The 19,891-nt window shown below is 72.7% G+C and carries 22 protein-coding genes; 17 read left to right on the top strand and 5 right to left on the bottom strand.

The features are described from left to right. Positions 1–111 precede the first annotated feature (111 nt). The 3 genes from leuC to AC6EH9_RS08165 all read left to right on the top strand — a co-directional run bounded on the left by leuC (position 112) and on the right by AC6EH9_RS08165 (position 3,008). On the top strand, positions 112–1,518 hold the full coding sequence (gene leuC / locus AC6EH9_RS08175) for a 3-isopropylmalate dehydratase large subunit (protein ID WP_498422079.1): 1,407 nt from the start codon (positions 112–114) through the stop codon (positions 1,516–1,518). Between the two features lie 26 nt (positions 1,519–1,544). Continuing rightward, the gene (gene leuD, locus AC6EH9_RS08170) at positions 1,545–2,153 is read left to right on the top strand and encodes a 3-isopropylmalate dehydratase small subunit (RefSeq protein ID WP_498422078.1); all 609 of its coding nucleotides are present in this window, start codon (positions 1,545–1,547) and stop codon (positions 2,151–2,153) included. Between the two features lie 192 nt (positions 2,154–2,345). Further along, entirely contained in the window at positions 2,346–3,008 is a 663-nt protein-coding gene (locus AC6EH9_RS08165; RefSeq protein ID WP_498422076.1) for an HU family DNA-binding protein, read from the top strand. Here the strand turns inward: AC6EH9_RS08165 and cofC are convergent, their stop codons facing one another. Further along, positions 3,009–3,674, bottom strand: coding sequence for a 2-phospho-L-lactate guanylyltransferase (gene cofC, locus AC6EH9_RS08160; protein ID WP_498422074.1), 666 nt, complete (start codon positions 3,672–3,674; stop codon positions 3,009–3,011). Positions 3,675–3,822: 148 nt separating this feature from the next. Here cofC and AC6EH9_RS08155 point away from each other — a divergent pair, with 148 nt between their 5' ends. The 3 genes from AC6EH9_RS08155 (at position 3,823) to AC6EH9_RS08145 (ending at position 7,303) form a co-directional block, all read left to right on the top strand. Further along, the gene (locus AC6EH9_RS08155; protein ID WP_498422072.1) at positions 3,823–4,578 is read left to right on the top strand and encodes a lysophospholipid acyltransferase family protein; all 756 of its coding nucleotides are present in this window, start codon (positions 3,823–3,825) and stop codon (positions 4,576–4,578) included. Next, on the top strand, positions 4,578–5,579 hold the full coding sequence (locus tag AC6EH9_RS08150; RefSeq protein ID WP_498422070.1) for an NAD(P)H-dependent glycerol-3-phosphate dehydrogenase: 1,002 nt from the start codon (positions 4,578–4,580) through the stop codon (positions 5,577–5,579). The genes AC6EH9_RS08155 and AC6EH9_RS08150 overlap by 1 nt, the downstream gene beginning before the upstream one ends. Positions 5,580–5,743: 164 nt before the next feature. Next, positions 5,744–7,303, top strand: coding sequence for a hypothetical protein (locus AC6EH9_RS08145; protein ID WP_498422069.1), 1,560 nt, complete (start codon positions 5,744–5,746; stop codon positions 7,301–7,303). Here the strand turns inward: AC6EH9_RS08145 and AC6EH9_RS08140 are convergent, their stop codons facing one another. Then, entirely contained in the window at positions 7,304–8,389 is a 1,086-nt protein-coding gene (locus AC6EH9_RS08140) for a trans-sulfuration enzyme family protein (RefSeq protein ID WP_498422067.1), read from the bottom strand. 34 nt (positions 8,390–8,423) lie between these two features. On the opposite strand from AC6EH9_RS08140, the gene AC6EH9_RS08135 reads away from it, so the two are divergent. After that, positions 8,424–9,557, top strand: a complete 1,134-nt coding sequence (locus tag AC6EH9_RS08135; protein WP_498422065.1) for a D-alanine--D-alanine ligase family protein — start codon at positions 8,424–8,426, stop codon at positions 9,555–9,557. Positions 9,558–9,576: 19 nt separating this feature from the next. On the opposite strand, the gene AC6EH9_RS08130 is transcribed toward AC6EH9_RS08135, so the two are convergent. Both AC6EH9_RS08130 and AC6EH9_RS08125 read right to left on the bottom strand, forming a co-directional pair. Continuing rightward, positions 9,577–10,098, bottom strand: a complete 522-nt coding sequence (locus tag AC6EH9_RS08130; RefSeq protein ID WP_498422063.1) for a DUF3515 domain-containing protein — start codon at positions 10,096–10,098, stop codon at positions 9,577–9,579. A 2-nt stretch (positions 10,099–10,100) separates the two neighbouring features. Then, complete coding sequence (locus tag AC6EH9_RS08125) at positions 10,101–10,337, bottom strand: Lrp/AsnC ligand binding domain-containing protein (protein ID WP_344735486.1); 237 nt, start codon at positions 10,335–10,337, stop codon at positions 10,101–10,103. A gap of 119 nt (positions 10,338–10,456) precedes the next feature. Between AC6EH9_RS08125 and AC6EH9_RS08120 the strand changes: the two genes are divergently transcribed. After that, entirely contained in the window at positions 10,457–11,419 is a 963-nt protein-coding gene (locus AC6EH9_RS08120; RefSeq protein WP_498422060.1) for a thiamine-phosphate kinase, read from the top strand. A gap of 67 nt (positions 11,420–11,486) precedes the next feature. On the opposite strand, the gene rpmB is transcribed toward AC6EH9_RS08120, so the two are convergent. Further along, on the bottom strand, positions 11,487–11,672 hold the full coding sequence (rpmB, locus tag AC6EH9_RS08115) for a 50S ribosomal protein L28 (RefSeq protein WP_498422058.1): 186 nt from the start codon (positions 11,670–11,672) through the stop codon (positions 11,487–11,489). 222 nt (positions 11,673–11,894) lie between these two features. Here rpmB and AC6EH9_RS08110 point away from each other — a divergent pair, with 222 nt between their 5' ends. From AC6EH9_RS08110 to AC6EH9_RS08070, 9 genes are all read left to right on the top strand, one after another. Continuing rightward, a complete protein-coding gene (locus AC6EH9_RS08110; protein WP_498422056.1) occupies positions 11,895–13,547 on the top strand; it encodes a DAK2 domain-containing protein in 1,653 nt (550 codons plus the stop codon). A 15-nt stretch (positions 13,548–13,562) separates the two neighbouring features. Next, positions 13,563–15,803: an ATP-dependent DNA helicase RecG gene (locus AC6EH9_RS08105; protein WP_498422054.1), complete on the top strand. Its 2,241-nt coding sequence runs from the start codon at positions 13,563–13,565 to the stop codon at positions 15,801–15,803. Beyond that, entirely contained in the window at positions 15,800–16,420 is a 621-nt protein-coding gene (rsmD, locus tag AC6EH9_RS08100; protein ID WP_498422052.1) for a 16S rRNA (guanine(966)-N(2))-methyltransferase RsmD, read from the top strand. Before AC6EH9_RS08105 ends, rsmD begins: the two co-directional genes overlap by 4 nt. 3 nt (positions 16,421–16,423) lie before the next feature. Next, positions 16,424–16,918 (top strand): pantetheine-phosphate adenylyltransferase, encoded by a 495-nt coding sequence (gene coaD, locus AC6EH9_RS08095; protein ID WP_498422050.1) that lies wholly within the window; start codon positions 16,424–16,426, stop codon positions 16,916–16,918. A 78-nt stretch (positions 16,919–16,996) separates the two neighbouring features. Continuing rightward, positions 16,997–17,542, top strand: a complete 546-nt coding sequence (locus tag AC6EH9_RS08090; protein WP_498422271.1) for a YceD family protein — start codon at positions 16,997–16,999, stop codon at positions 17,540–17,542. 67 nt (positions 17,543–17,609) lie between these two features. Beyond that, on the top strand, positions 17,610–17,795 hold the full coding sequence (gene rpmF, locus AC6EH9_RS08085) for a 50S ribosomal protein L32 (RefSeq protein WP_460797976.1): 186 nt from the start codon (positions 17,610–17,612) through the stop codon (positions 17,793–17,795). 61 nt (positions 17,796–17,856) lie between these two features. Beyond that, positions 17,857–18,543: a ribonuclease III gene (gene rnc, locus AC6EH9_RS08080; protein ID WP_498422049.1), complete on the top strand. Its 687-nt coding sequence runs from the start codon at positions 17,857–17,859 to the stop codon at positions 18,541–18,543. A gap of 3 nt (positions 18,544–18,546) precedes the next feature. Then, on the top strand, positions 18,547–19,452 hold the full coding sequence (gene mutM / locus AC6EH9_RS08075; protein WP_498422047.1) for a bifunctional DNA-formamidopyrimidine glycosylase/DNA-(apurinic or apyrimidinic site) lyase: 906 nt from the start codon (positions 18,547–18,549) through the stop codon (positions 19,450–19,452). A gap of 147 nt (positions 19,453–19,599) precedes the next feature. After that, entirely contained in the window at positions 19,600–19,800 is a 201-nt protein-coding gene (locus AC6EH9_RS08070; RefSeq protein ID WP_498422046.1) for a hypothetical protein, read from the top strand. The last annotated feature ends 91 nt before the right edge of the window (positions 19,801–19,891 follow it).

Here is a 19,891-nt window from a genome sequence, read left to right as displayed (position 1 = left end):
ACTGCCGTCTCAGATCATGGGATGCAAGGGGTAGATTCCAGGTCCGAGAGAAATCCGATGGCCGGCCGGCGTCACCTGCCGTGCCAGGCGAGTCAGTGTGGAGGGGAAGTTATGGGCAAGACCCTGGCCGAGAAGGTGTGGGACGAGCACGTGGTCCGCAGTGCACAGGGGGAGCCGGACCTCCTCTTCATCGATCTCCATCTTCTCCACGAGGTCACCTCCCCGCAGGCCTTCGACGGGCTGCGGCTGGCGGGGCGCTCGGTGCGTCGTCGCGACCTGACCATCGCCACCGAGGACCACAACGTGCCCACGATCGACTGGGACAAGCCGATCGCCGACCCGGTCTCACGCACCCAGGTCGACACGCTGCGTCGCAACGCCGAGGAGTTCGGCGTGCGGCTGCACCCGCTCGGCGACGTGGAGCAGGGCATCGTCCACGTGGTCGGACCGCAGTTGGGGCTCACCCAGCCGGGGATGACGATCGTGTGCGGCGACTCCCACACCTCCACCCACGGCGCGTTCGGGGCGATCGCCTTCGGGATCGGCACCTCCGAGGTCGAGCACGTGCTCGCCACCCAGACGCTGATGCAGGCGAGGCCGAAGACGATGGCCGTCACCGTCAACGGCACCCTGCCCGCCGGCGTCACCGCCAAGGACCTGGTGCTGACCCTGATCGCCCACGCCGGGACCGGCGGCGGCCAGGGCTACATCGTGGAGTACCGCGGCGAGGCCATCGAGCAGCTCTCCATGGAGGGCCGGATGACCATCTGCAACATGTCGATCGAGTGGGGCGCCAAGGCGGGCATGATCGCCCCCGACCAGACCACCTTCGACTACATCGAGGGCAAGCCCGAGGCGCCGAAGGGCGCCGACTGGGACGCCGCGGTCGCGCACTGGCGGACCCTGGTCACCGATGACGACGCCGTCTTCGACAAGGAGATCGTGCTCGACGCCTCGACGATGACCCCGTTCGTCACCTGGGGCACCAACCCGGGGCAGGGGGTGCCGCTGGGCGCCTCGGTCCCGAGCCCGGACGACTTCGAGGACCCGACCGACAAGATCGCCACCGAGCGGGCCCTGCAGTACATGGACCTGCAGGCCGGCACCCCCCTGCGCGAGGTGAAGATCGACACCGTCTTCGTCGGCTCGTGCACCAACGGCCGGATCGAGGACCTGCGCCTGGCCGCCGAGATCATCAAGGGTCACAAGGTGGCCGAGGGGACCCGACTGCTGGTCGTGCCGGGCTCGGTCCGGGTCCGCCTGCAGGCGCAGGAGGAGGGCCTCGACTCGATCTTCCTCGAGGCCGGCGCGGAGTGGCGCGGGGCGGGCTGCTCGATGTGCCTGGGCATGAACCCCGACCAGCTCGCGGTGGGGGAGCGCAGCGCGTCGACCTCCAACCGCAACTTCGAGGGACGTCAGGGCAAGGGCGGGCGCACGCACCTGGTCTCGGTGCCCGTCGCCGCCGCGACCGCGGTCCGCGGCACGCTCTCCTCGCCCGCCGACCTGATCAACGCCTGACGGCCCTCGCAGAACAGGACATCGACATGGACAAGTTCACCACCCACACCGGAGTCGGGGTGCCGCTGCGGCGCAGCAACGTCGACACCGACCAGATCATCCCGGCCGTCTACCTCAAGCGGGTCACCCGCACCGGCTTCGAGGACGGGCTGTTCGCCGCCTGGCGCAACGACCCCGACTTCGTGCTGAACAACCCGGCGTACGCCGCGGGCTCGGTGCTGGTCGCCGGACCCGACTTCGGCACCGGGTCGTCGCGCGAGCACGCCGTCTGGGCCCTGCAGAACTACGGCTTCAAGGTCGTCCTCTCCCCGCGCTTCGCGGACATCTTCCGCGGCAACTCCGGCAAGGCCGGCCTGCTCGCCGCCCAGGTCGACGAGAGCGTCGTGGAGCGGATCTGGGACCTGCTCGCCGCCCAGCCCGGCGCAGCCGTGACCGTGGACCTGGAGGCCCGCACGGTGCGGGCCGGCGAGGGCCCGGACGCGATCGAGGCCCCCTTCGACATCGACGACTACACCCGCTGGCGGCTGCTCGAAGGGCTCGACGACATCGGCATCACCCTCTCCCACGAGGCGGACATCACCGCCTACGAGGCGACCCGGCCCTCCTGGAAGCCGGTCACGCTGCACGCCTCCTGAGGCCCGCTGCACCCCCCGCATCACCCCGCTCCACTCCGACGGCCCGACGCTGCCCGCGTCGGGCCGTCGGCGTTGGACGACCGGTGGGTGAGCAAATCGCCCAAGGGTGATTGTGAGGGACCTCACAAGTCCCTAGCGTGCAGGCATCCATGCCGAGCACCGGGCTCGGCCCACGTTCCTAAGGGGACCGCAGTGAACAAGACGCAGCTGATCGACGCCCTGGCGGCCCGCTACGACGGCAACCGCAAGGCCGCGGCCCAGGCCCTCGAGTCCGTGCTGGACACCATCACCCGGGAGGTGGCGCGGGGGGAGAAGGTCGCCATCACCGGCTTCGGCTCCTTCGAGAAGCGGATCCGGGAGGCCCGGTGGGTCCGCAACCCGCGCACGGGCGAGCGGATCATGGCGGAGAAGACGGCCGTGCCGAAGTTCACGCCCGGCGCCGATCTGAGGAACGTGATCTCCGGAGCCAAGAGTCTCCCCGCGCTCACCCTGGCCGTGGCGACGGCGCCGGCCCGGGCAGCGGCCGCGACCGCGCTCGGGGCGGCGGGTGGCGCAGCCAGGAAGGCGGACGCGACGAGCACGGGCGCGAGCGCGACGGCGACTCCGGCGACGTCGGCGAAGAAGACCGCCACCAAGAAGACCGCCACCAAGCAGGCTCCCGCGAAGAGCACCGCGAAGAAGGCCCCGGCGAAGGCCACCGCGAAGAAGGCCACCGCGAAGACCACCACGGCGAAGAAGAGCACGGCGAAGAAGACCACCACCGCGAAGAAGACCACGGCGAAGAAGACCACCGCGAAGAAGACCACCGCCAAGAGGAGCACCGCGAAGAAGGCGGCCGGCGGCTCCTCGAGCTGATCAGGCGCGGCCGGTGACCTCGGCGGTCCGGGTCCCCACCCCCAGCACGAGGGCGTGGCCCAGGTCGCCGGGGTCGTCGACGTCGGAGCGCAGGCTGACCAGCGCCCCCTCGATCTCCCGGGCTCCGCCCGCCAGGTGAGCCGCGCGGGAGCCGGCGCCGAACCGGGGGGCGAACCCGGCGTGTCCGGCGGCGTACATCGTCGTGCCGATGCCGGCGCGGTCGGCGACGAAGCAGGCGTGTCCGGCGGCGGTCTCTCGGGCAGCCTGGGTGAGGGCGGCCTGCAGGTCCTCGGGACGCAGCGCCGGCAGGTCGGCGCACAGTGCGACCGGCACCAGCCGCGGCCAGCGCCGCAGCGCCTCGGCCGCGGTCTGCACCAGGCTGGCGTTGAGATCCTCCGCCGCGCCGTCGGGCACCACCGAGCAACCGGCCGCGCTGAGCTGGGCGGCGAAGCGGTGGTCGTCGGTCACCACCAGCACCTGGGCGACCGCGGGGGTGCGCAACGCCGCGGTCACGGTGTCCAGGGCGAAGGCGGCCGCCAGGCGGCGTCGGTGCTCGTCGGGGAGCCCGGCCAGGCGCGACTTGCCGACCGCGGGCGGCTTGACCGGGACGAGTACGACGAACCCGTCGGCGGCGCCGTCGGGGGTGGAGGGTGCGGAGTCTGTCATCGGGGACGATCCTGCCACCGTCGGGCGCCGCAGCCGCAGAGTGTCGAGCCAAGGACCGCCCTGGACCGGACGAGCGAGTAGCCTGCACCTCGACGTAGGGCGCGTCACGACCGGCGTGGACGGTCGCCGGCAGGGACGGGGAACACAGGTGAGGGTACGCAGGCTCGAGGGGAGGCGCGGCTGGGCGTTCACGCTGGGCGCGGTCATCCTCAAGCCGACGTTCCTGGCCACCACCCGGCACACCTGGCTCGACGGGGACAAGATCCCGGCGACCGGTGGCTGCATCGTGGTGCTCAACCACCTCTCGCACCTCGACCCGCTGATCAGCGCCCACCTCCTCTACGACCACGGCCGGCTGCCGCACTACCTGGCCAAGGCCGGGCTCTTCCGCAACCGCGCCCTGCGCCGCTTCCTCATCGCCGCCGGCCAGATCCCGGTGGAGCGCCTCTCCGGCACCGCCGTCGGCGCGTACGACGCGGCGGTGCGCGAGGTCGCCGCCGGCAAGTGCGTCGTCGTCTACCCCGAGGGGACCCTGACCCGCGACCCCGCGCTGTGGCCGATGGTCGGCAAGACCGGTGCGGCCCGGATCGCGCTGGAGACCGGCGCGCCGGTGATCCCGGTCGCCCACTGGGGGGCGCAGCAGCTGCTGGCGCCGTACAGTCGTCGGCCCCATCTCTTCCCGCGCAAGCACCTCACGGTGAAGGTCGGTGACCCGGTGCCCCTCGAGGACCTGCGCGAGGCTACCCGCACGGCCGTTACCATCCGGGCGGCCACCGACCGGATCATGGATGCGATCACCGGCCTCCTCGCGGAGATCCGCGACGAGCCGGCGCCCGCGGAGCGCTTCGACCCTCGCCGTGCGGGCGTGCGGCAGATCGGCAACCCCCACCGGAAGGACCGTTGATGACGAAGGTCGCAGTGATGGGCTCCGGCTCGTGGGGGACCGCGTTCTCCATGGTCCTGGCCGACGCCGGGAACGAGGTCACCATGTGGGGCCGTCGCGAGGAGGTGTGCACGGAGATCAACAAGACCCGTGAGAACACCGACTACCTGCCCGGCATCGAGCTGCCGCGCTCGGTGCGCGCCACCCACGACCCGGAGCAGGCGCTTGCGGGCGCGGACGTCGTCGTCCTGGCCGTGCCGTCGCAGAGCCTGCGGGAGAACCTCGTGGCCTGGGCTCCGCACGTGCCCCGGCACGCGGTGCTGGTCTCGCTGATGAAGGGCGTGGAGCTCGGCACCCTGGAGCGGATGAGCGAGGTGATCGCCGAGGTCGCCGACGCGGGACCCGAGCGGATCGCGGTGGTCAGCGGGCCCAACCTGGCCAAGGAGATCGCGCGGCGGGAGCCGGCCGCGTCCGTGGTGGCCTGCGCCGACGAGGACGTGGCCAGGCGCCTGCAGCGGCTGTGCCACTCCAAGGCGTTCCGGCCCTACACCAGCGTCGACGTGCTGGGCTGCGAGCTGGGCGGCGCCTACAAGAACGTGGTCGGGCTGAGCGTGGGCATGGCGGTGGGCCTGGGGTTCGGCGACAACACCACGGCCTCGGTGATCACCCGTGGTCTCGCGGAGACCGCCCGCCTGGCCACCGCGCTCGGCGCCAACCCGCTGACCCTGATGGGGCTGGCCGGCCTGGGGGACCTGGTCGCCACCTGCTCGTCACCGCTCTCGCGCAACCGGACGTTCGGCGAGAAGCTCGGCCAGGGCATGACCACCAGCGAGGTCTACGCCTCCACCCGGCAGGTCGCCGAGGGGGTCAAGTCGTCCTCGTCGCTGCTGGCCCTGGCCCGGCGCACCGGCATCGACGCGCCGATCGCCGAGCACGTCGACGCCGTCGTGGCCGGCCGGATGACCGCGCCCGAGATGATGGACTCCTTCATCGCCCGTGACACCAAGGCCGAGACCGACTGAGCCCGACGTCGCGAGACGCCGGTGACCGGTGACGCTGGTGACCAGCGTCACCGGCGGCCGCGGGGAGCCAATGGCGCGTTTGTCCGGACAGGGCGGCGCCCGGCAGGCGAAGATATACGAACGGTCGGCTCTTCGCCGGGCGTTGCGACACGGGGGTGTCAGACATGGGGAATGCCGGGGGGCCGGCCAAGCGAGGCCGGGGCGCGCCCCTGAAGGTCCTGGAGGACCTCACCGCGCTGCATGAGGGCACCGTCGACGCCAACGTCCGCTCCGGCTGGCTGCTGCGGATGGCCCGGCTGACCGCCCGGCCCGGCTCCTTCGCTCGCCAGTCGGACATGATCACCGCGCTCGAGGAGCGCGGCATCCCCACGACCCCGTACACGCTGAGCCGGATGGAGTCCGGTCAGCTGCGCTCGGGCAGGCTGATCGACGCCTACGAGGAGCTGCTCGGCCTGTCGCCCGGCGTCCTGCGGGCGCCGGTGGACCTGATGTGCCGGACCTTCCCCCAGGCGCGGGCCGACCGTGACCGCGAGGCGCCCCTGCGCGACGACGACATCACGCTGGCCACCGAGGCGGTGCGCGCCGGTCGACCCACCGGGGGAGAGTGGCTGCACTGGGCCCGGATCGTCTCCCGGCCCGGGGTCGGGTTCCCGCACCGCCTCGCCGTCGAGCTGGCCGCGCGCCTGGTCAGCGAGCTGGAGCGCGGCGTAGGAGCCGCCTTCGCCCCACGGTTCGAGGCGCTGGCGCTGCTGCGCTGCGGCCCCCGCGCCGACGCCGTCGTGGAGGCCGTCGCGCGCCGGCTGGCGGATCCCGACCTGCAGCTGATCTACAACGTCGCGGTGGTGATGGGCCAGAGCGGCACGCACGAGGGTTGGATGTGGGGGGTCGAGCGGCTCCGCGACCCGCGCTCGCACGTCGTCTACGCCGGGGTGTGGGCGATCGAGACGGCCGCGGTCACCCGCGGCTTCCGCCACGAGTGGTGGTTCGACCTGGTCGAGCCCTTCATGGAGGCGTGCCGGGAGGTCGAGCACGGCAGCGAGCACTGGCGCTCGCTGTCGGTGCTGTTCTGGAACCTGCCCACGGACGTGCAGCGCGGGCTGGAGCGGCACCTGCCCTGGCTGCCGGAGTCCGCGCCCCCGGAGGAGACCTGGTCGCCCACCCGAGGGAACGCCGACTGGGTGGCCTGCGAGCGGATGTCTGCCGAGATCTGCCGCCGGCTGGGCCTCGACGAGCAGCCCATCCTCACCCGGCTGCTCTTCGAGCTGGTGGCCGGCCCGTCGAACGCCACCATGGTGACGAGCTACCTGCTGCTCGCCGCCCTCCCGTTCTCCGGGCTGATCATCGAGACCCTGGCCCGGACCGTGCAGGACAGCACCGACCAGCGCCTGCGGGAGCGGGTCACCTTCACCCTCGTCTCGATGCGCGCCCCGCGCTTCCCCGCGGCGATGAGCGCCTGGTTCGAGGGCCCGCGCGACCTGCAGCTCGCCGCGGCGACCATGGCGGCCACCGCCGGCCACCCGATCCCCGAGGGCCTGCTGGAGTCGCTGCTCAAGGAGGGCGACGTCACCAGCCGGCGCGCCGTGTTCGCCGCCGGGATGGCCCAGCACCCCACGCTGGAGCTGCTGGCCGGCGCCGGCGCGGCGACACAGGAGATCCAGGGCGCGGCCGCGTGGTGGCTGCGTGAGGGCGGGGTCGTCGCCGACGACCCGCCGGCCGGGCGCTAGCTACCGCTCGGCGGTCAGCGTGTCCAGGGCCCGCTCGAGGTCGTCCCACAGGTCGTCGACGTCCTCGATCCCCACCGACATGCGCACCAGGGCGTCGGGGATGGTGGCCGGCTCGGACTTCCAGCGCCGACGTCGCTCCAGCGTCGACTCCACGCCGCCCAGGCTGGTGGCGTGGACCCACAGCCGGGTCTTGTGGGTGAAGAGGTCGGCCGCCAGCGCTCCCTCGGCCAGCACCACCGACACGATGGAGCCGAACCCGGGGTAGCGGACCTGCCCGATGGCGGGGTGGGCGTCGAGACGGCGCACCAGCTCCTGGGCGTTGGCTTGGGCGCGCTCGACACGCACGTGCAGGGTGCGCAGGCCGCGCAGGGCCAGCCACGCCTCGAGCGTGCCGGGCACGGCGCCGATCAGGTCGCGGCGCCCCTTCAGCACCCGGTGCAGCTCGTCGTCGCGGGTCACGATCGCGCCCATCAGCACGTCGCTGTGCCCAGAGATGTACTTCGTCGCCGAGTGCACGACCAGGTCCGCGCCGAGCTCGAGGGGACGCTGGAGCAGCGGCGTGGCGAAGGTGTTGTCGACGACGACGTAGGCGCCGGCCTCGTGCGCCGCCGCCACGATGGTCTCGATGTCGGCGACCTCGAGGGCCGGGTTGGTCGGCGACTCCAGCCAGACCAGCGCCGCGTCCGCGCACGCCTCGACGACTGCGGGGGTATCGGTGATGTCGACCAGCTCCGAGCGGATCCGACCTCGGGCCTCGAGGTCGCCGAGCTGCATGATCGTGCCGTTGTAGCTGTGTCGCGGCGCCACCACGAGGCCGTCGTGTCCGACCAGGTCGAGGACGGTGGCGACCGCCGCGAGGCCGCTGGCGAAGGACAGGCACCGTCCGCCCTCGAGCGCGCCGAGGGCCTCCTCGAAGGCCTGCCAGGTGGGGTTCCCGTAGCGGCCGTACTCCAGATCGCCGCCCGCGACGTACGTCGAGGCCATCGTGATCGGCTCGTTGAGCGGTGCGTCGGGCTGGACCTTGGGGCGTCCGGCGGTGACCGCGATGGTGGCCGGCTTGAGTGCTCTGGGGGTGTCCTCGGGCATGGCGCCCAGCCTAAGGCCGGTAGGGTCGGCGCCGATGAACGAGCCCAACAGCGATTCCCGTACCACCCGCCGCCCCCGGGTGGCCGTCGTCTTCGGCGGTCGCTCCAGCGAGCACTCCATCTCGTGCCTGTCGGCCGCCAGCGTGCTCTCGGCCCTCGACCGCGACGCCTACGACGTGGTGCCGATCGGCATCACCCGCGAGGGGCGGTGGGTGCTGGAGTCCGACGCCTCGAGGCTGGCGCTGGGGCCCGGCGGTGAGCTGCCCGAGGTCACCGACGGCGCCGACGTGCAGATCGTGCACGGCGAGACCAACGAGCTGCTCGTGCACGCGCCCGGCCAGGTGCCGCAGGTGCTCGGCGAGGTCGACGTGGTGTTCCCGGTGATGCACGGCCCGTTCGGCCAGGACGGCACCCTGCAGGGGATGCTGGAGATGGCCGGGGTGCGCTACGTCGGCGCCGGCGTCCTGTCCTCCGCGGTGGGCACCGACAAGATGTACATGAAGCTGCTCTTCGAGGCCCACGGGCTGCCGGTGCTGCCCTACGTCGTGCTGCCGCCGCGCACCTGGGAGCGCGACCGCGCCCGGCTGCACGAGGAGATCGTCGCCCTCGGGCTCCCGGTCTTCGTGAAGCCCGCCCGGGCCGGGTCGAGCTTCGGGATCTCCCGCGTCGACTCCTGGGACCAGCTCGACGAGGCGCTGGCCGAGGCGCGCCGGTTCGACCCCAAGGTGATCGTGGAGGCCGCCGCGGTCGGTGCCCGCGAGATCGAGTGTGGGGTGCTGGAGGGGGAGCGGGGCGCGGGCCCCGCCACCAGCGAGCTGGCGGAGATCCGGGTCGCCTCGGCGCACGCCTTCTACGACTTCGAGGCCAAGTACCTGCCCGAGGAGAACACCGCCCTGGACGTGCCCGCCGACGTCGACCCCGAGGTCGCCGACCGGGTCAAGGCGCTGGCGGTCGCCGCGTTCGAGGCGCTCGACTGCGAGGGCCTGGCCCGGGTCGACTTCTTCGTCTTCCCCGACGGGCGGGTGGTGCTCAACGAGGTCGAGACGCTGCCCGGGTTCACCAGCCTGTCGATGTTCCCGCGGATGTGGGCCGCCAGCGGGATCGACTACCCCGAGCTGGTCGACCGCCTGGTCCGCCTCGCCCTGGACCGGGACACCGGACTGCGCTGAGCCGGTCGGCGACGCTGCCTCAGGGCAGCTCGCCGGCGCAGGACGACACGTGGTGCAGCGACTCGCCGACCGCGGGAGCGAGCTCGACGAACACGTCCGTGGGCGGCCGCCGCTGCGCGGGCACCCGGACGGTGACGCCCGGCGAGTAGCCGATCGTGCTCATCACCACATCGGCCGACTGGTCGGCGATCTGGTCGGCGGGAACGAACCATTCGATGCCGTCGACCTCCTGGCAGGTGGACAGCGCGTCGAACTCGGCCGGGACCGGGGTCCCGCACTCGACCACCACGGCCGGGTCGCCCCAGGCCCGCGCAGTGGCGCCCTCGGGGGTGGTCTCGCGGGGCCCCAGGCCGACCAGGCGCTCGGGCAGCGCGTCGAGGAACTCGGCGCAGGTCGTGGCGTCGGCGCGGCTGAGGTCGGGAGAGGCCACCTCGACCGCGTCCTGGCCGCAGGCGGCCAGGGTCAGGCAGAGCCCGAGCAGAGCGGGGACGACGACGCCCCGGGTCCGTAGGGACTCGGGGCGTCGAATCGGAGCCAACACGCTCAGATGTGGACGACCGGACAGGTGAGGGTCCGGGTGATGCCGTCGAGGGTCTGCACCTTCGCGACCACGAGCTTGCCCAGCTCGTCGACGTTGCGGGCCTCGGCGCGCACGATGACGTCGTAGGGGCCGGTGACGTCCTCAGCCAGCGTGACGCCCTTGACCTGGGCGATCGCGGCAGCGACCTCGGCCGCCTTGCCGACGTCGGTCTGGATCAGGATGTAGGCCTGCACGACCATCGAGGGCTCCTCAGAGGGGGGTTGCGGAGATGTGAAGGCCTCAACCTACCGCGACGTAGCCGCGTGTCGGTACCCGCCCGGAATCGGCTCAGCGGGGGTGGTCTGATGAGATGGTCCGCATGGTTCCTCCCACACATCTCGATGCCGGCGCGACCCTCGCGGACGTGGGTGAGTTCGGTCTGATCGCAGCCTTCGCGGAGATCTTCGAGCAAGGCGAGCACGTCCTGGTGGGGCCCGGCGACGACGCCGCCGTGCTGCGGGTGCGCACCGGGCACGTCGTGGTGTCCACCGACCTGATGGTCGAGAACCGGCACTTCCGCCGCGACTGGTCCTCGGCGACGGACGTGGGGCACCGCGCCGCCGCGCAGAACCTCTCCGACCTCAACGCCATGGGCGGGCGGGCCACCTCGCTGACGGTCGCGGTCGCGGCCCCGCCCGACCTGCCCGCCGCCTGGCTGCTGGACTTCGCGCGCGGGTTCGCCGAGGAGGCGGCCCTGGTGGGCGCCAGCGTCGTCGGCGGGGACCTGGCCCGCGGGGACGCCATCGTCATCGCGGTCACCGTGCTCGGGGCCTGCACCCAGGCGCCGGTGCTCCGCTCGGGCGCTGAGCCCGGCGACGTGGTGGCGATGTGCGGACGCCAGGGCTGGGCCGGTGCCGGGCTGGCGGTCCTGGGCCGGGGGTTCCGCTCGCCGCGGGTGCTCGTCGAGGCCTATCGCCGCCCCGAGCCGCCGTACGACGCGGGCAGGATCGCCGCCGAGGCGGGCGCCACCGCGATGATCGACATCTCCGACGGCCTGGTGGCCGACGCCGGCCACATCGCGCGCCACTCCGGCGTCGCCATCGACATCGACTCCTCCGCCTTCGAGATCGCCGAGCCGCTGCAGGCGGTGGGCGCCGCCCTGGGTGCCGACCCGCTGCAGTTCGTGCTCGGTGGCGGGGACGACCACGCGCTGCTGGCGACCTTCGCCGATGCCGGCGCGGTCCCGCCCGGCTGGCTGGTGGTCGGCTCGGTGAGCGAGGGGGAGGGCGTCACCGTCGACACCGAGCCCTACGCCGGGGCGCCCGGCTGGACGCACTTCTGAGCAGCGCCGGAACGCAAGAACCCCCCGGGCCGAGGCCCGGGGGGTTCTGACGACACTCGATCTCAGGTCAGCTGTGCACCTTGCCGGCCTTCAGGCAGCCGGTGCAGACGTTGAGACGCTTCGGCGCACCGTTGACGGTGCCCCGGACGCGCTGGATGTTGGGGTTGAAGCGACGCTTCGTAATCTTGCGCGACCACGGACGGTTGTTACCGAAGCCCGGCTTCTTGTCGCAGATGTCACAGACGGCAGCCACCGTGAACTCCTGGAGATTGAGGTTGGAACGAGGATGGGTACCCGTGGACCATGGACGGTCGCGGGCAACCGAATCAGACTATCGGATGCCCGCAGCACAGGCGAATCGGCAGCGGCTCAGGCAGCCGGGCCGCCCACCAGGTCCGGGCGAGCCATTACATTGTGGCACTGATCGCCAAGGGTGGACGTGCCCGGGCACCGCGACTAATCACGAGGTGGACGCATGCAGACCCCGCCAGGTGACAAGGTCGACGTCGCCACCGTCCTGCGCTTCGTCGACGTCGCGACCGACGCGCTCTCCGCGGCGCGTGAGGAGATCGACGCGCTCAACGTCTACCCGGTACCGGACGGCGACACCGGCACGAACATGTTCCTCACCATGTCGGCGGCTCGTGACGCGCTGCGCGAGATCGCCACGGCCGACTCGAGCAGCGAGGAGCTCGGCAGCGCTCTGTCGGCCTTCGCCCGCGGTGCCCTGCTGGGGGCGCGCGGCAACTCGGGGGTGATCCTCAGCCAGATGCTCGGCGCGATCGCGCACCGGATCGCGGCGGCCGCGCCGGGGGAGCGCAACGCCATGGTGATGGCCGAGGCGATGTGCCAGGCCACCGACGCCAGCTACGCGGCGGTGGGCGAGCCGGTGGAAGGCACCATGCTGACGGTCTCGCGCGCGGCCTCCGACGCCGCGCGGCTGCGTGCCGAGGATCCCGCGGCCCGCGCTCGCGACGTCTTCGAGGCCGCCGCGCTGGCCGCCCGGGTGGCGCTGACCCGCACCCCCGAGCAGTTGCAGGTGCTCGCCGACGCCGGCGTGGTGGACGCCGGTGGTCGCGGGCTGAGCGTCGTGCTGGACTCCGCCGAGACGGTGCTCACCGGCCGGCGACCGGTGTCCGCGGAGGCCGCGCTGGGGCGTCACCACATCCCCGTCCCGCTGGTGACCCCCTCCGGCGACCTGACCGAGGACGGCCCGGCCTACGAGGTGATGTACCTCCTCGACGCCGACGACGCGGCGGTGGCCAAGCTGCGGGCCACCCTCTCGGGGCTCGGCGACTCCCTGGTGGTGGTCGGCGGTGAGGGCCTGTGGAACGTGCACGTGCACGTCGACGACGTGGGCGCGGCGATCGAGGCGGGCATCGAGGTGGGGCGCCCCTACCGGGTGCGGGTCACCCACTTCGCCGAGCAGGTCGCCGGCGCCCGCGCGAAGCTGCGCCGGCGGACCGGTCGCAAGGTCGTCACGGTCGCCGCCGGGCCGGGCCTGGAGCAGGTGTTCGCCAGCGCCGGGGCCGTGGTGGTCAGTGGCGGGCCCGGCCGCCGGCCGTCCTCGGGCATGCTGCTCGAGGCGATCACCGGCTGCCGTGCCGCCGAGGTCGTGGTGCTGCCCAACGACCACGACTCGCTGCGGGTGGCGGAGATCGCCGCACGCACCGCCGAGGAGTCCGGCGACCTGCGCGTCGCGGTCGTGCCGACCCAGGCGCAGGTGCAGGGACTGGCCGCCCTGGCTGTGCACGAGCCGGGCCGCAGCTTCGAGCAGGACGTCCTGGAGATGACGGCCACCGCCCGGCACGCGCGGCACGGGGCCGTCACCATCGCCGCGCGCCAGGCGATGACCACTGCCGGCCCGTGCGAGCCCGGCGACGTCCTCGGGGTCATCGCCGGCGACTTCGTGCTGGTCGGCCCCGACCTCCTCGAGGTGGCCGTCGAGGTGATCGACCGGCTGCTCGGCGGCGGCGGCGAGCTGGTCACGCTGGTCTCCGGCAAGGACGACACCGACGGCCTGGCGGCCGGCTGCGCGCAGTACGTCGAGCGCCGGCACCCGACCGTCGACGTGCTGGTCTACGACGGCGGCCAGGAGCGCTACCCGCTGCTGGTGTCGGTCGAGTAGCGAGAGGAGCACCCGATGATCACCCTCGACTCCCCGGTGGCCACCGTGCTGGGCGACCGCGGCACCAAGCACAAGAAGATCACCGAGGGCCTCGGCCTGCGCACCGTCGGCGACCTGCTGCACCACTTCCCCCGCCGCTACCTCAAGACCGGCGAGCTCACCGAGGTGGGCACGCTCGAGCCCGGCCAGGCGCTCACCATCGTCGGTGAGATCAGCCGCAGCCAGGTGCGCACCTACACCGACCGGCGCACGGGCCGCACGGCGTACCGGCTGGAGACGGTGCTGCGCACCAACGGGCCGTCGCTGGTGATGACGTTCTTCGCCAAGTCCCAGCACGTCGCCGACTGGCATGCGCGGCGCCTGCCGGTGGGACGCCAAGGCATCTTCACCGGCCAGGCCAGTACCTTCCGGGACTCCTGGCAGCTGACGAACCCCCAGATGCTGCTCTTCGGCGAGGACGCCGACGACGACGAGACCGCCAGGATCGTCCTGGAGAACCTGCGCGGGCTATACCCGATCTACCCCGTGACCAAGGGGGTGGACTCCTGGGACCTGCAGCGGGCGGTGAGCTTCGCCCGGACGGTGCTCGACGAGGTGCCCGACGTGCTGCCCGAGGCCCTGCGGGGCCGCTACGACGTGGTGGACGCCCGCACCGCACTGGACTGGGTCCACGCCCCGGACGACTACGCGCAGGTCGGCGCCGCGCACCGGCGCTTCCGCTTCGAGGAGGCGCTGGTCACCCAGCTCGTCCTGGCCCGGCGCCGGGCGCTGCTGCGCGCCCAGGGCGCCCGGGCGCGCACCGGGGGACAGGGCCGGCTGCTGGAGTGCTTCGACGCCCGGCTGCCCTTCGCGCTCACCGGAGGTCAGCGGGAGATCGGCGCGCAGCTCGAGGAGGACCTGGCCCAGCCGCATCCGATGAACCGGCTGCTGCAGGGCGAGGTGGGCTCGGGCAAGACCCTGGTCGCGCTGCGGGCGATGCTGCGGGTCGTGGACTCCGGGGGGCAGGCGGCGCTGCTCGCGCCGACGGAGGTGCTGGCCCAGCAGCACCACCGCTCGATCACCGCGCTGCTCGGTGACCTCGCGGGCGGCGGGATGCTCGGCGGAGCCGAGGACGCGACCTCGGTGGCGCTGCTGACCGGGTCGATGGCGCGCGCCCAGCGCAAGGAGGCGCTGCTGCGCATCGCCTCCGGCGAGGCCGGCATCGTGATCGGCACGCACGCGCTGCTCGAGGAGCACGTCTCGTTCGCGGACCTGGGGCTGGTGGTCGTCGACGAGCAGCACCGCTTCGGCGTCGAGCAGCGCGCCGCGCTCACCGACAAGGCCGGCACGCCCCCGCACGTGCTGGTGATGACCGCGACCCCGATCCCGCGCACCGTCGCGATGACCGTGTTCGGCGACCTCGAGACCTCGACGTTGAGCGAGCTGCCCGCCGGCCGGGCCCCCATCCAGACCAACGTCGTGGCGATCGCCGAGCAGCCGCACTGGCTCGAGCGTGCCTGGCAGCGGGTCCGCGAGGAGGTCGCCGCCGGGCACCAGGCCTACGTCGTGTGCCCGCGGATCAGCGGCGAAGAGCTCGAGCAGGGGGAGCGCGACGCACCGGAGCTGGACGCGCAGGGGGAGCCGTCGCCCACCACCCGTCCCGGGGCGCTGGCAGCCGTGGAGGAGGTGGTGACCTCGCTGCGCGAGGGACCGCTGACCGGGCTGCGGGTGGAGCGCCTGCACGGCCGGATGGCCCCCGACGACAAGGAGCGGGTGATGCGCTCCTTCGCGGCCGGGGACATCGACGTGCTGGTCTCGACCACGGTGATCGAGGTCGGCGTCGACGTCGCCAACGCGACGGTGATGGTGCTGCTCGACGCCGAGCGCTTCGGGGTCTCCCAGCTGCACCAGCTGCGCGGCCGGATCGGCCGTGGCGGCCATCCGGGGCTGTGCCTGCTGGTGAGCCACGCGGAGCCCGGCAGCCCGGCCCGGGAGCGGCTCGACGCGGTCGCGGCCACCACCGACGGGTTCGAGCTCAGCCGGGTCGACCTCGAGCAGCGACGCGAGGGCGACGTGCTCGGCGCGTCGCAGTCGGGTTTCCGCTCCTCCCTGCAGAATCTGCGGGTGCTGCGTGACGAGAAGACGATCCTGGCCGCCCGAGAGGCGGCCGGCGAGCTGATGGCCGAGGACCCCGGACTGGGCGCCGCCCCGGGGCTCGCCCGCGCCGTGCGCGACCTCGAGCTCTCCCAGCAGTCCGAGTTCCTGGAGAAGTCGTGACCCGGATCATCGGCGGCAGCGCCGGCGGGCGCCGGCTCAGCACCCCGCGGGGGAGCAGCACCCGACCCACCAGCGACCGGGTGCGCGAGGCGCTCTTCTCGGCGCTGGAGCACGAGCTCGGCTCGCTGAGCGGGCTGCGCTTCCTCGACCTGTACGCCGGATCGGGCGCGGTCGGGCTCGAGGCCTGGTCGCGCGGCGCCGGAGTGGTCACGCTGGTCGAGCAGGACCGCCGTACGGCGATGCTGATCGCCACCAACGCCCGCACGCTCGGCTTCCCCCGTGCCGACGTGGTGACCGGCTCCGTCGCCGCGACCCTGGCCCGCCCGCCCAGTGCCCCCTACGACGTGGTGTTCTCCGACCCGCCCTACCCGCTGCCCGACGAGCAGGTCGCCGCCGACCTGCGCGCGCTGGTGGACAACGGCTGGCTGGTGCCGGGAGCCCTGGTCGTCGTGGAGCGCTCGGCGCGCAGGTCGCTGGTGGCGTGGCCCCCGGAGATCGTGGGGAGCCGGGAGAAGCGCTACGGCGAGACCGTGCTTTGGTACGGTCACGCGGGCTCGCCCCCGAGCTCCGAGCCGGCCCAGGGCCCGGAGCACTCTCACCATCCCAGCGAGGAGTAGCCAGTGCGCCGTGCCGTCTGCCCAGGGTCCTTCGATCCGGTCACCAACGGACACCTCGACATCGTCTCGCGCGCCAGCGGCCTCTTCGACGAGGTGGTGGTGGCGGTCGGGGTGAACGCGTCCAAGAACCGGCTCTTCTCGCCCGAGGAGCGCATCGAGATGCTCACCGAGGCGTGCGCCGGCTTCGCCAACGTGCGCGTCGACGGCTTCACCGGGCTGCTGACCGACTTCTGCCTCGAGCACGACATCCACGCCATCGTGAAGGGCCTGCGGGCGGTCAGCGACTTCGACTACGAGCTGCAGATGGCCCAGATGAACTCCAGCCTGACCGGTGTCGAGACGGTGTTCGTGCCCACCAGCCCGGCGTACTCCTTCCTGGCCTCCAGCCTGGTCAAGGAGGTCGCGACGTTCGGCGGCGACGTGTCCGGGCTGATCCCGGCGTTCGTCAACGAGCGCCTCACCCGGCGCCTCGCCGAGCGGGCGCAGGCGAGTGGGTGACCCCGGTTTTGCAGGCGGGCCGCACCGGCGGCTACGATTCCACCCGATCTGTCGTGCCACGTCACTGGAAGTGAAACTCTGAGCAGCCTGGACCCGAGAGCGCCGCTCGTGCTCGATACACGCGAGCTCGGCCGCCGCCCGGGGTCCCAACGCGAAGTGTTTCGTTCGGTGCCGGCACCGGCAGATCTCGGCATCGAGGTCCTGCGTGTCCCCGAAGGTTCGCCGGTCGAGTTCGACCTGCGGATCGAGGCGGTCATGGAGGGCGTCCTGGTCACCGGCACCGCCACGGCGGAGCTGGTCGGCGAGTGCGCACGGTGCCTGGAGCCCATCGAGGACGAGATGTCCGCGAGGTTCCAGGAGCTGTTCGTCTACGACGACCACGGCCAGGACATCGATGACGAGGACGGCGTCAGCCGGCTCGAGGACGACCTGCTCGACCTCGAGCCGCTACTGAGGGACGCGGTGGTGCTCGCACTGCCGTTCCAGCCGCTGTGTGAGGAGGACTGTCCCGGGTTGTGCGTCGAGTGTGGCGCCCGCCTGGCCGACGATCCCGATCACACGCACGAGGCTGCGATCGACCCGAGGTGGAGCGGGCTGCTGCAGCTCAAGCAAGGCGAAGACTGAACCAGCCGGACACTTCACCGGCTGGACGCAAGTGGCCGGAAGACCGGCCAAGGTAGAGGAGAGAACAGTGGCTGTCCCGAAGCGGAAGATGTCGCGCAGCAACACGCGTCACCGTCGCTCGCAGTGGAAGGCCGTCGCGCCGTCCCTCGTGACCTGCGCCAACCCCGCGTGCGCTGCGAAGCACCTTCCGCACCGTGCGTGCGGCGAGTGCGGGCAGTACGGCGCCAAGACCGACCGTCGCCAGGTCCTCTGAGCGCGGTCCCGGTCCCCTGACCAACTACATCGAGCTTCGCGAGGCGCTCGGGGATCCGAAGTTGGACCCCGAGCTCCTCGAGCGCGCTCTCACGCACCGGTCCTACGCCTACGAGAACGGTGGGCTGCCGACCAACGAGCGGCTCGAGTTCCTCGGTGACTCCGTCCTCGGCGTCATCGTGACCGAAGCCCTCTACACCACCCATCCCGACCTCTCCGAGGGTCGGCTGGCCAAGCTGCGCGCCGCGGTCGTCAACGCCCGGGCGCTGGCCGAGGTGGCGCGCACGATCGGTCTGGGCGCCCACATCAAGCTCGGTCGCGGCGAGGAGACGACCGGCGGCCGCGACAAGGCCTCGATCCTCTCCGACACCGTCGAGGCGGTGATCGGCGCGGTCCACCTCAGCGGCGGGGGCTTCGAGTCCTCTGGCGAGGTGGTCCACCGGCTGTTCGACCCGCTGATGACGGCCGCCGCCGCGCTGGGCGCCGGACTGGACTGGAAGACCTCCCTGCAGGAGCTCGCCGCCGAGCACTCCCTCGGCGTGCCCGAGTACGTCATCGAGGACGACGGTCCCGACCACATGAAGACGTTCACCGCCCAGGTCCGGGTGGGGGACGGGCTCTACGGTCACGGCGTGGGTCGCTCCAAGAAGGAGGCCGAGCAGGCCGCCGCGGAGACGGCGTACGGCGAGATCGCCGGGACGGCCATCAAGAACGCCGCCGACCAGGCCGGCGGCAGCGACCGGGCCTGAGTCGTGCCTGAGCTGCCCGAGGTCGAGGTCGTGCGCGCCGGCCTCGCGCGGCACGTGGTCGGGGCCCGGATCACGCACGTGGACGTGCTGCACACGCGTCCGGTGCGCCGCGACCCCGCAGGGCCGGCCGGCTTCGCGCTGGCCCTGACCGGGCGCCGGGTCGAGGCCGCGCGCCGGCGCGGCAAGTACCTCTGGCTCCCGCTCGACGACGGTGACGCCCTGCTCGCCCACCTCGGCATGAGCGGGCAGCTGCTGGTGCAGCCCGACGGCGCGCCCGACGAGCGGCACCTGCGGGTGCGTCTGCGCCTCGAGGGCGCGCCGGGGGCTCCCGGGGCCGCGGCCCGCGAGCTGCGGTTCGTGGACCAGCGGATGTTCGGCGGCCTGCTGGTCTCGCCCGGCGGGGCCGAGCTGCCCACCCAGATCGCCCACATCGCCCGCGACCCGCTCGACGCGGACTTCGACGACGACGAGTTCGTGCGCCGGGTGCGCCGGCGCACCTCGGGCATCAAGCGCCTCCTGCTCGACCAGACCCTGGTCTCGGGGGTGGGCAACATCTACGCCGACGAGGCGCTGTGGCGGGCCCGGCTGCACGGAGAGCGCCCCGGCGACCGGCTGCGCGTCGCCCAGGTCCGTGAGCTCCTGGCGCACGCGCGCCAGGTGATGAGCGACGCGCTGGCTCAGGGAGGCACCTCCTTCGACGCGCTCTACGTCAACGTGAACGGGGAGTCGGGCTACTTCGACCGCTCGCTGGACGCCTACGGTCGCGAGGCGCTGCCCTGCCGGCGCTGCGCGACGCCGATCCGCCGGGTCGCGTTCATGAACCGCTCGTCGTACTTCTGCCCCACCTGTCAGCCGGCGCCGCGGGCACGGCGCACCGGCCCCGGCGTGGCCGGCGCACGGGCCCTCTGACCTGCGCCTTCAGGGGTCCTACGTCGGATTGACCGGGGCTGGAACCGGTGAGATTCTTGAAGACGGTCCCTGCGGACCGCCCATCCAGGACCGGCCCCACCGGTGTGGGGCCTGGTCTCGCGCTCATCGACTCCGAAAGGCTCATCCATGGCCAAGGCGCTGATCGGTCACCTGCCCAGCGACCTCCCGGCACACCTCGTCGCCGAGAACCACCGGCTCCGCACCCGCGTCGGCGAGCTCGAGGCCCTGGTGCTTCGTCTCTCGACGGAGAACGACCGGCTCACCGAGGCCGAGGCGGCCTCCCTGCTCCAGCTCGACACGGACGCCGCGGCGCTCCAGCCCGCCTGACGGCGCGCCGGCACGGCCCCCGCGGCGTACGGCCGCGCGTCCCTGCGCGGCGGCGCCGGGCGGGTAGCCTGCTGGTCACCGACCCGGGGAG

This window comes from Nocardioides sp. Z21_20 (assembly GCF_059766585.1).
The sequence above is the reverse complement of the archived record's forward strand: the minus strand, read 5'-3'. Positions and strand labels throughout refer to the sequence as shown.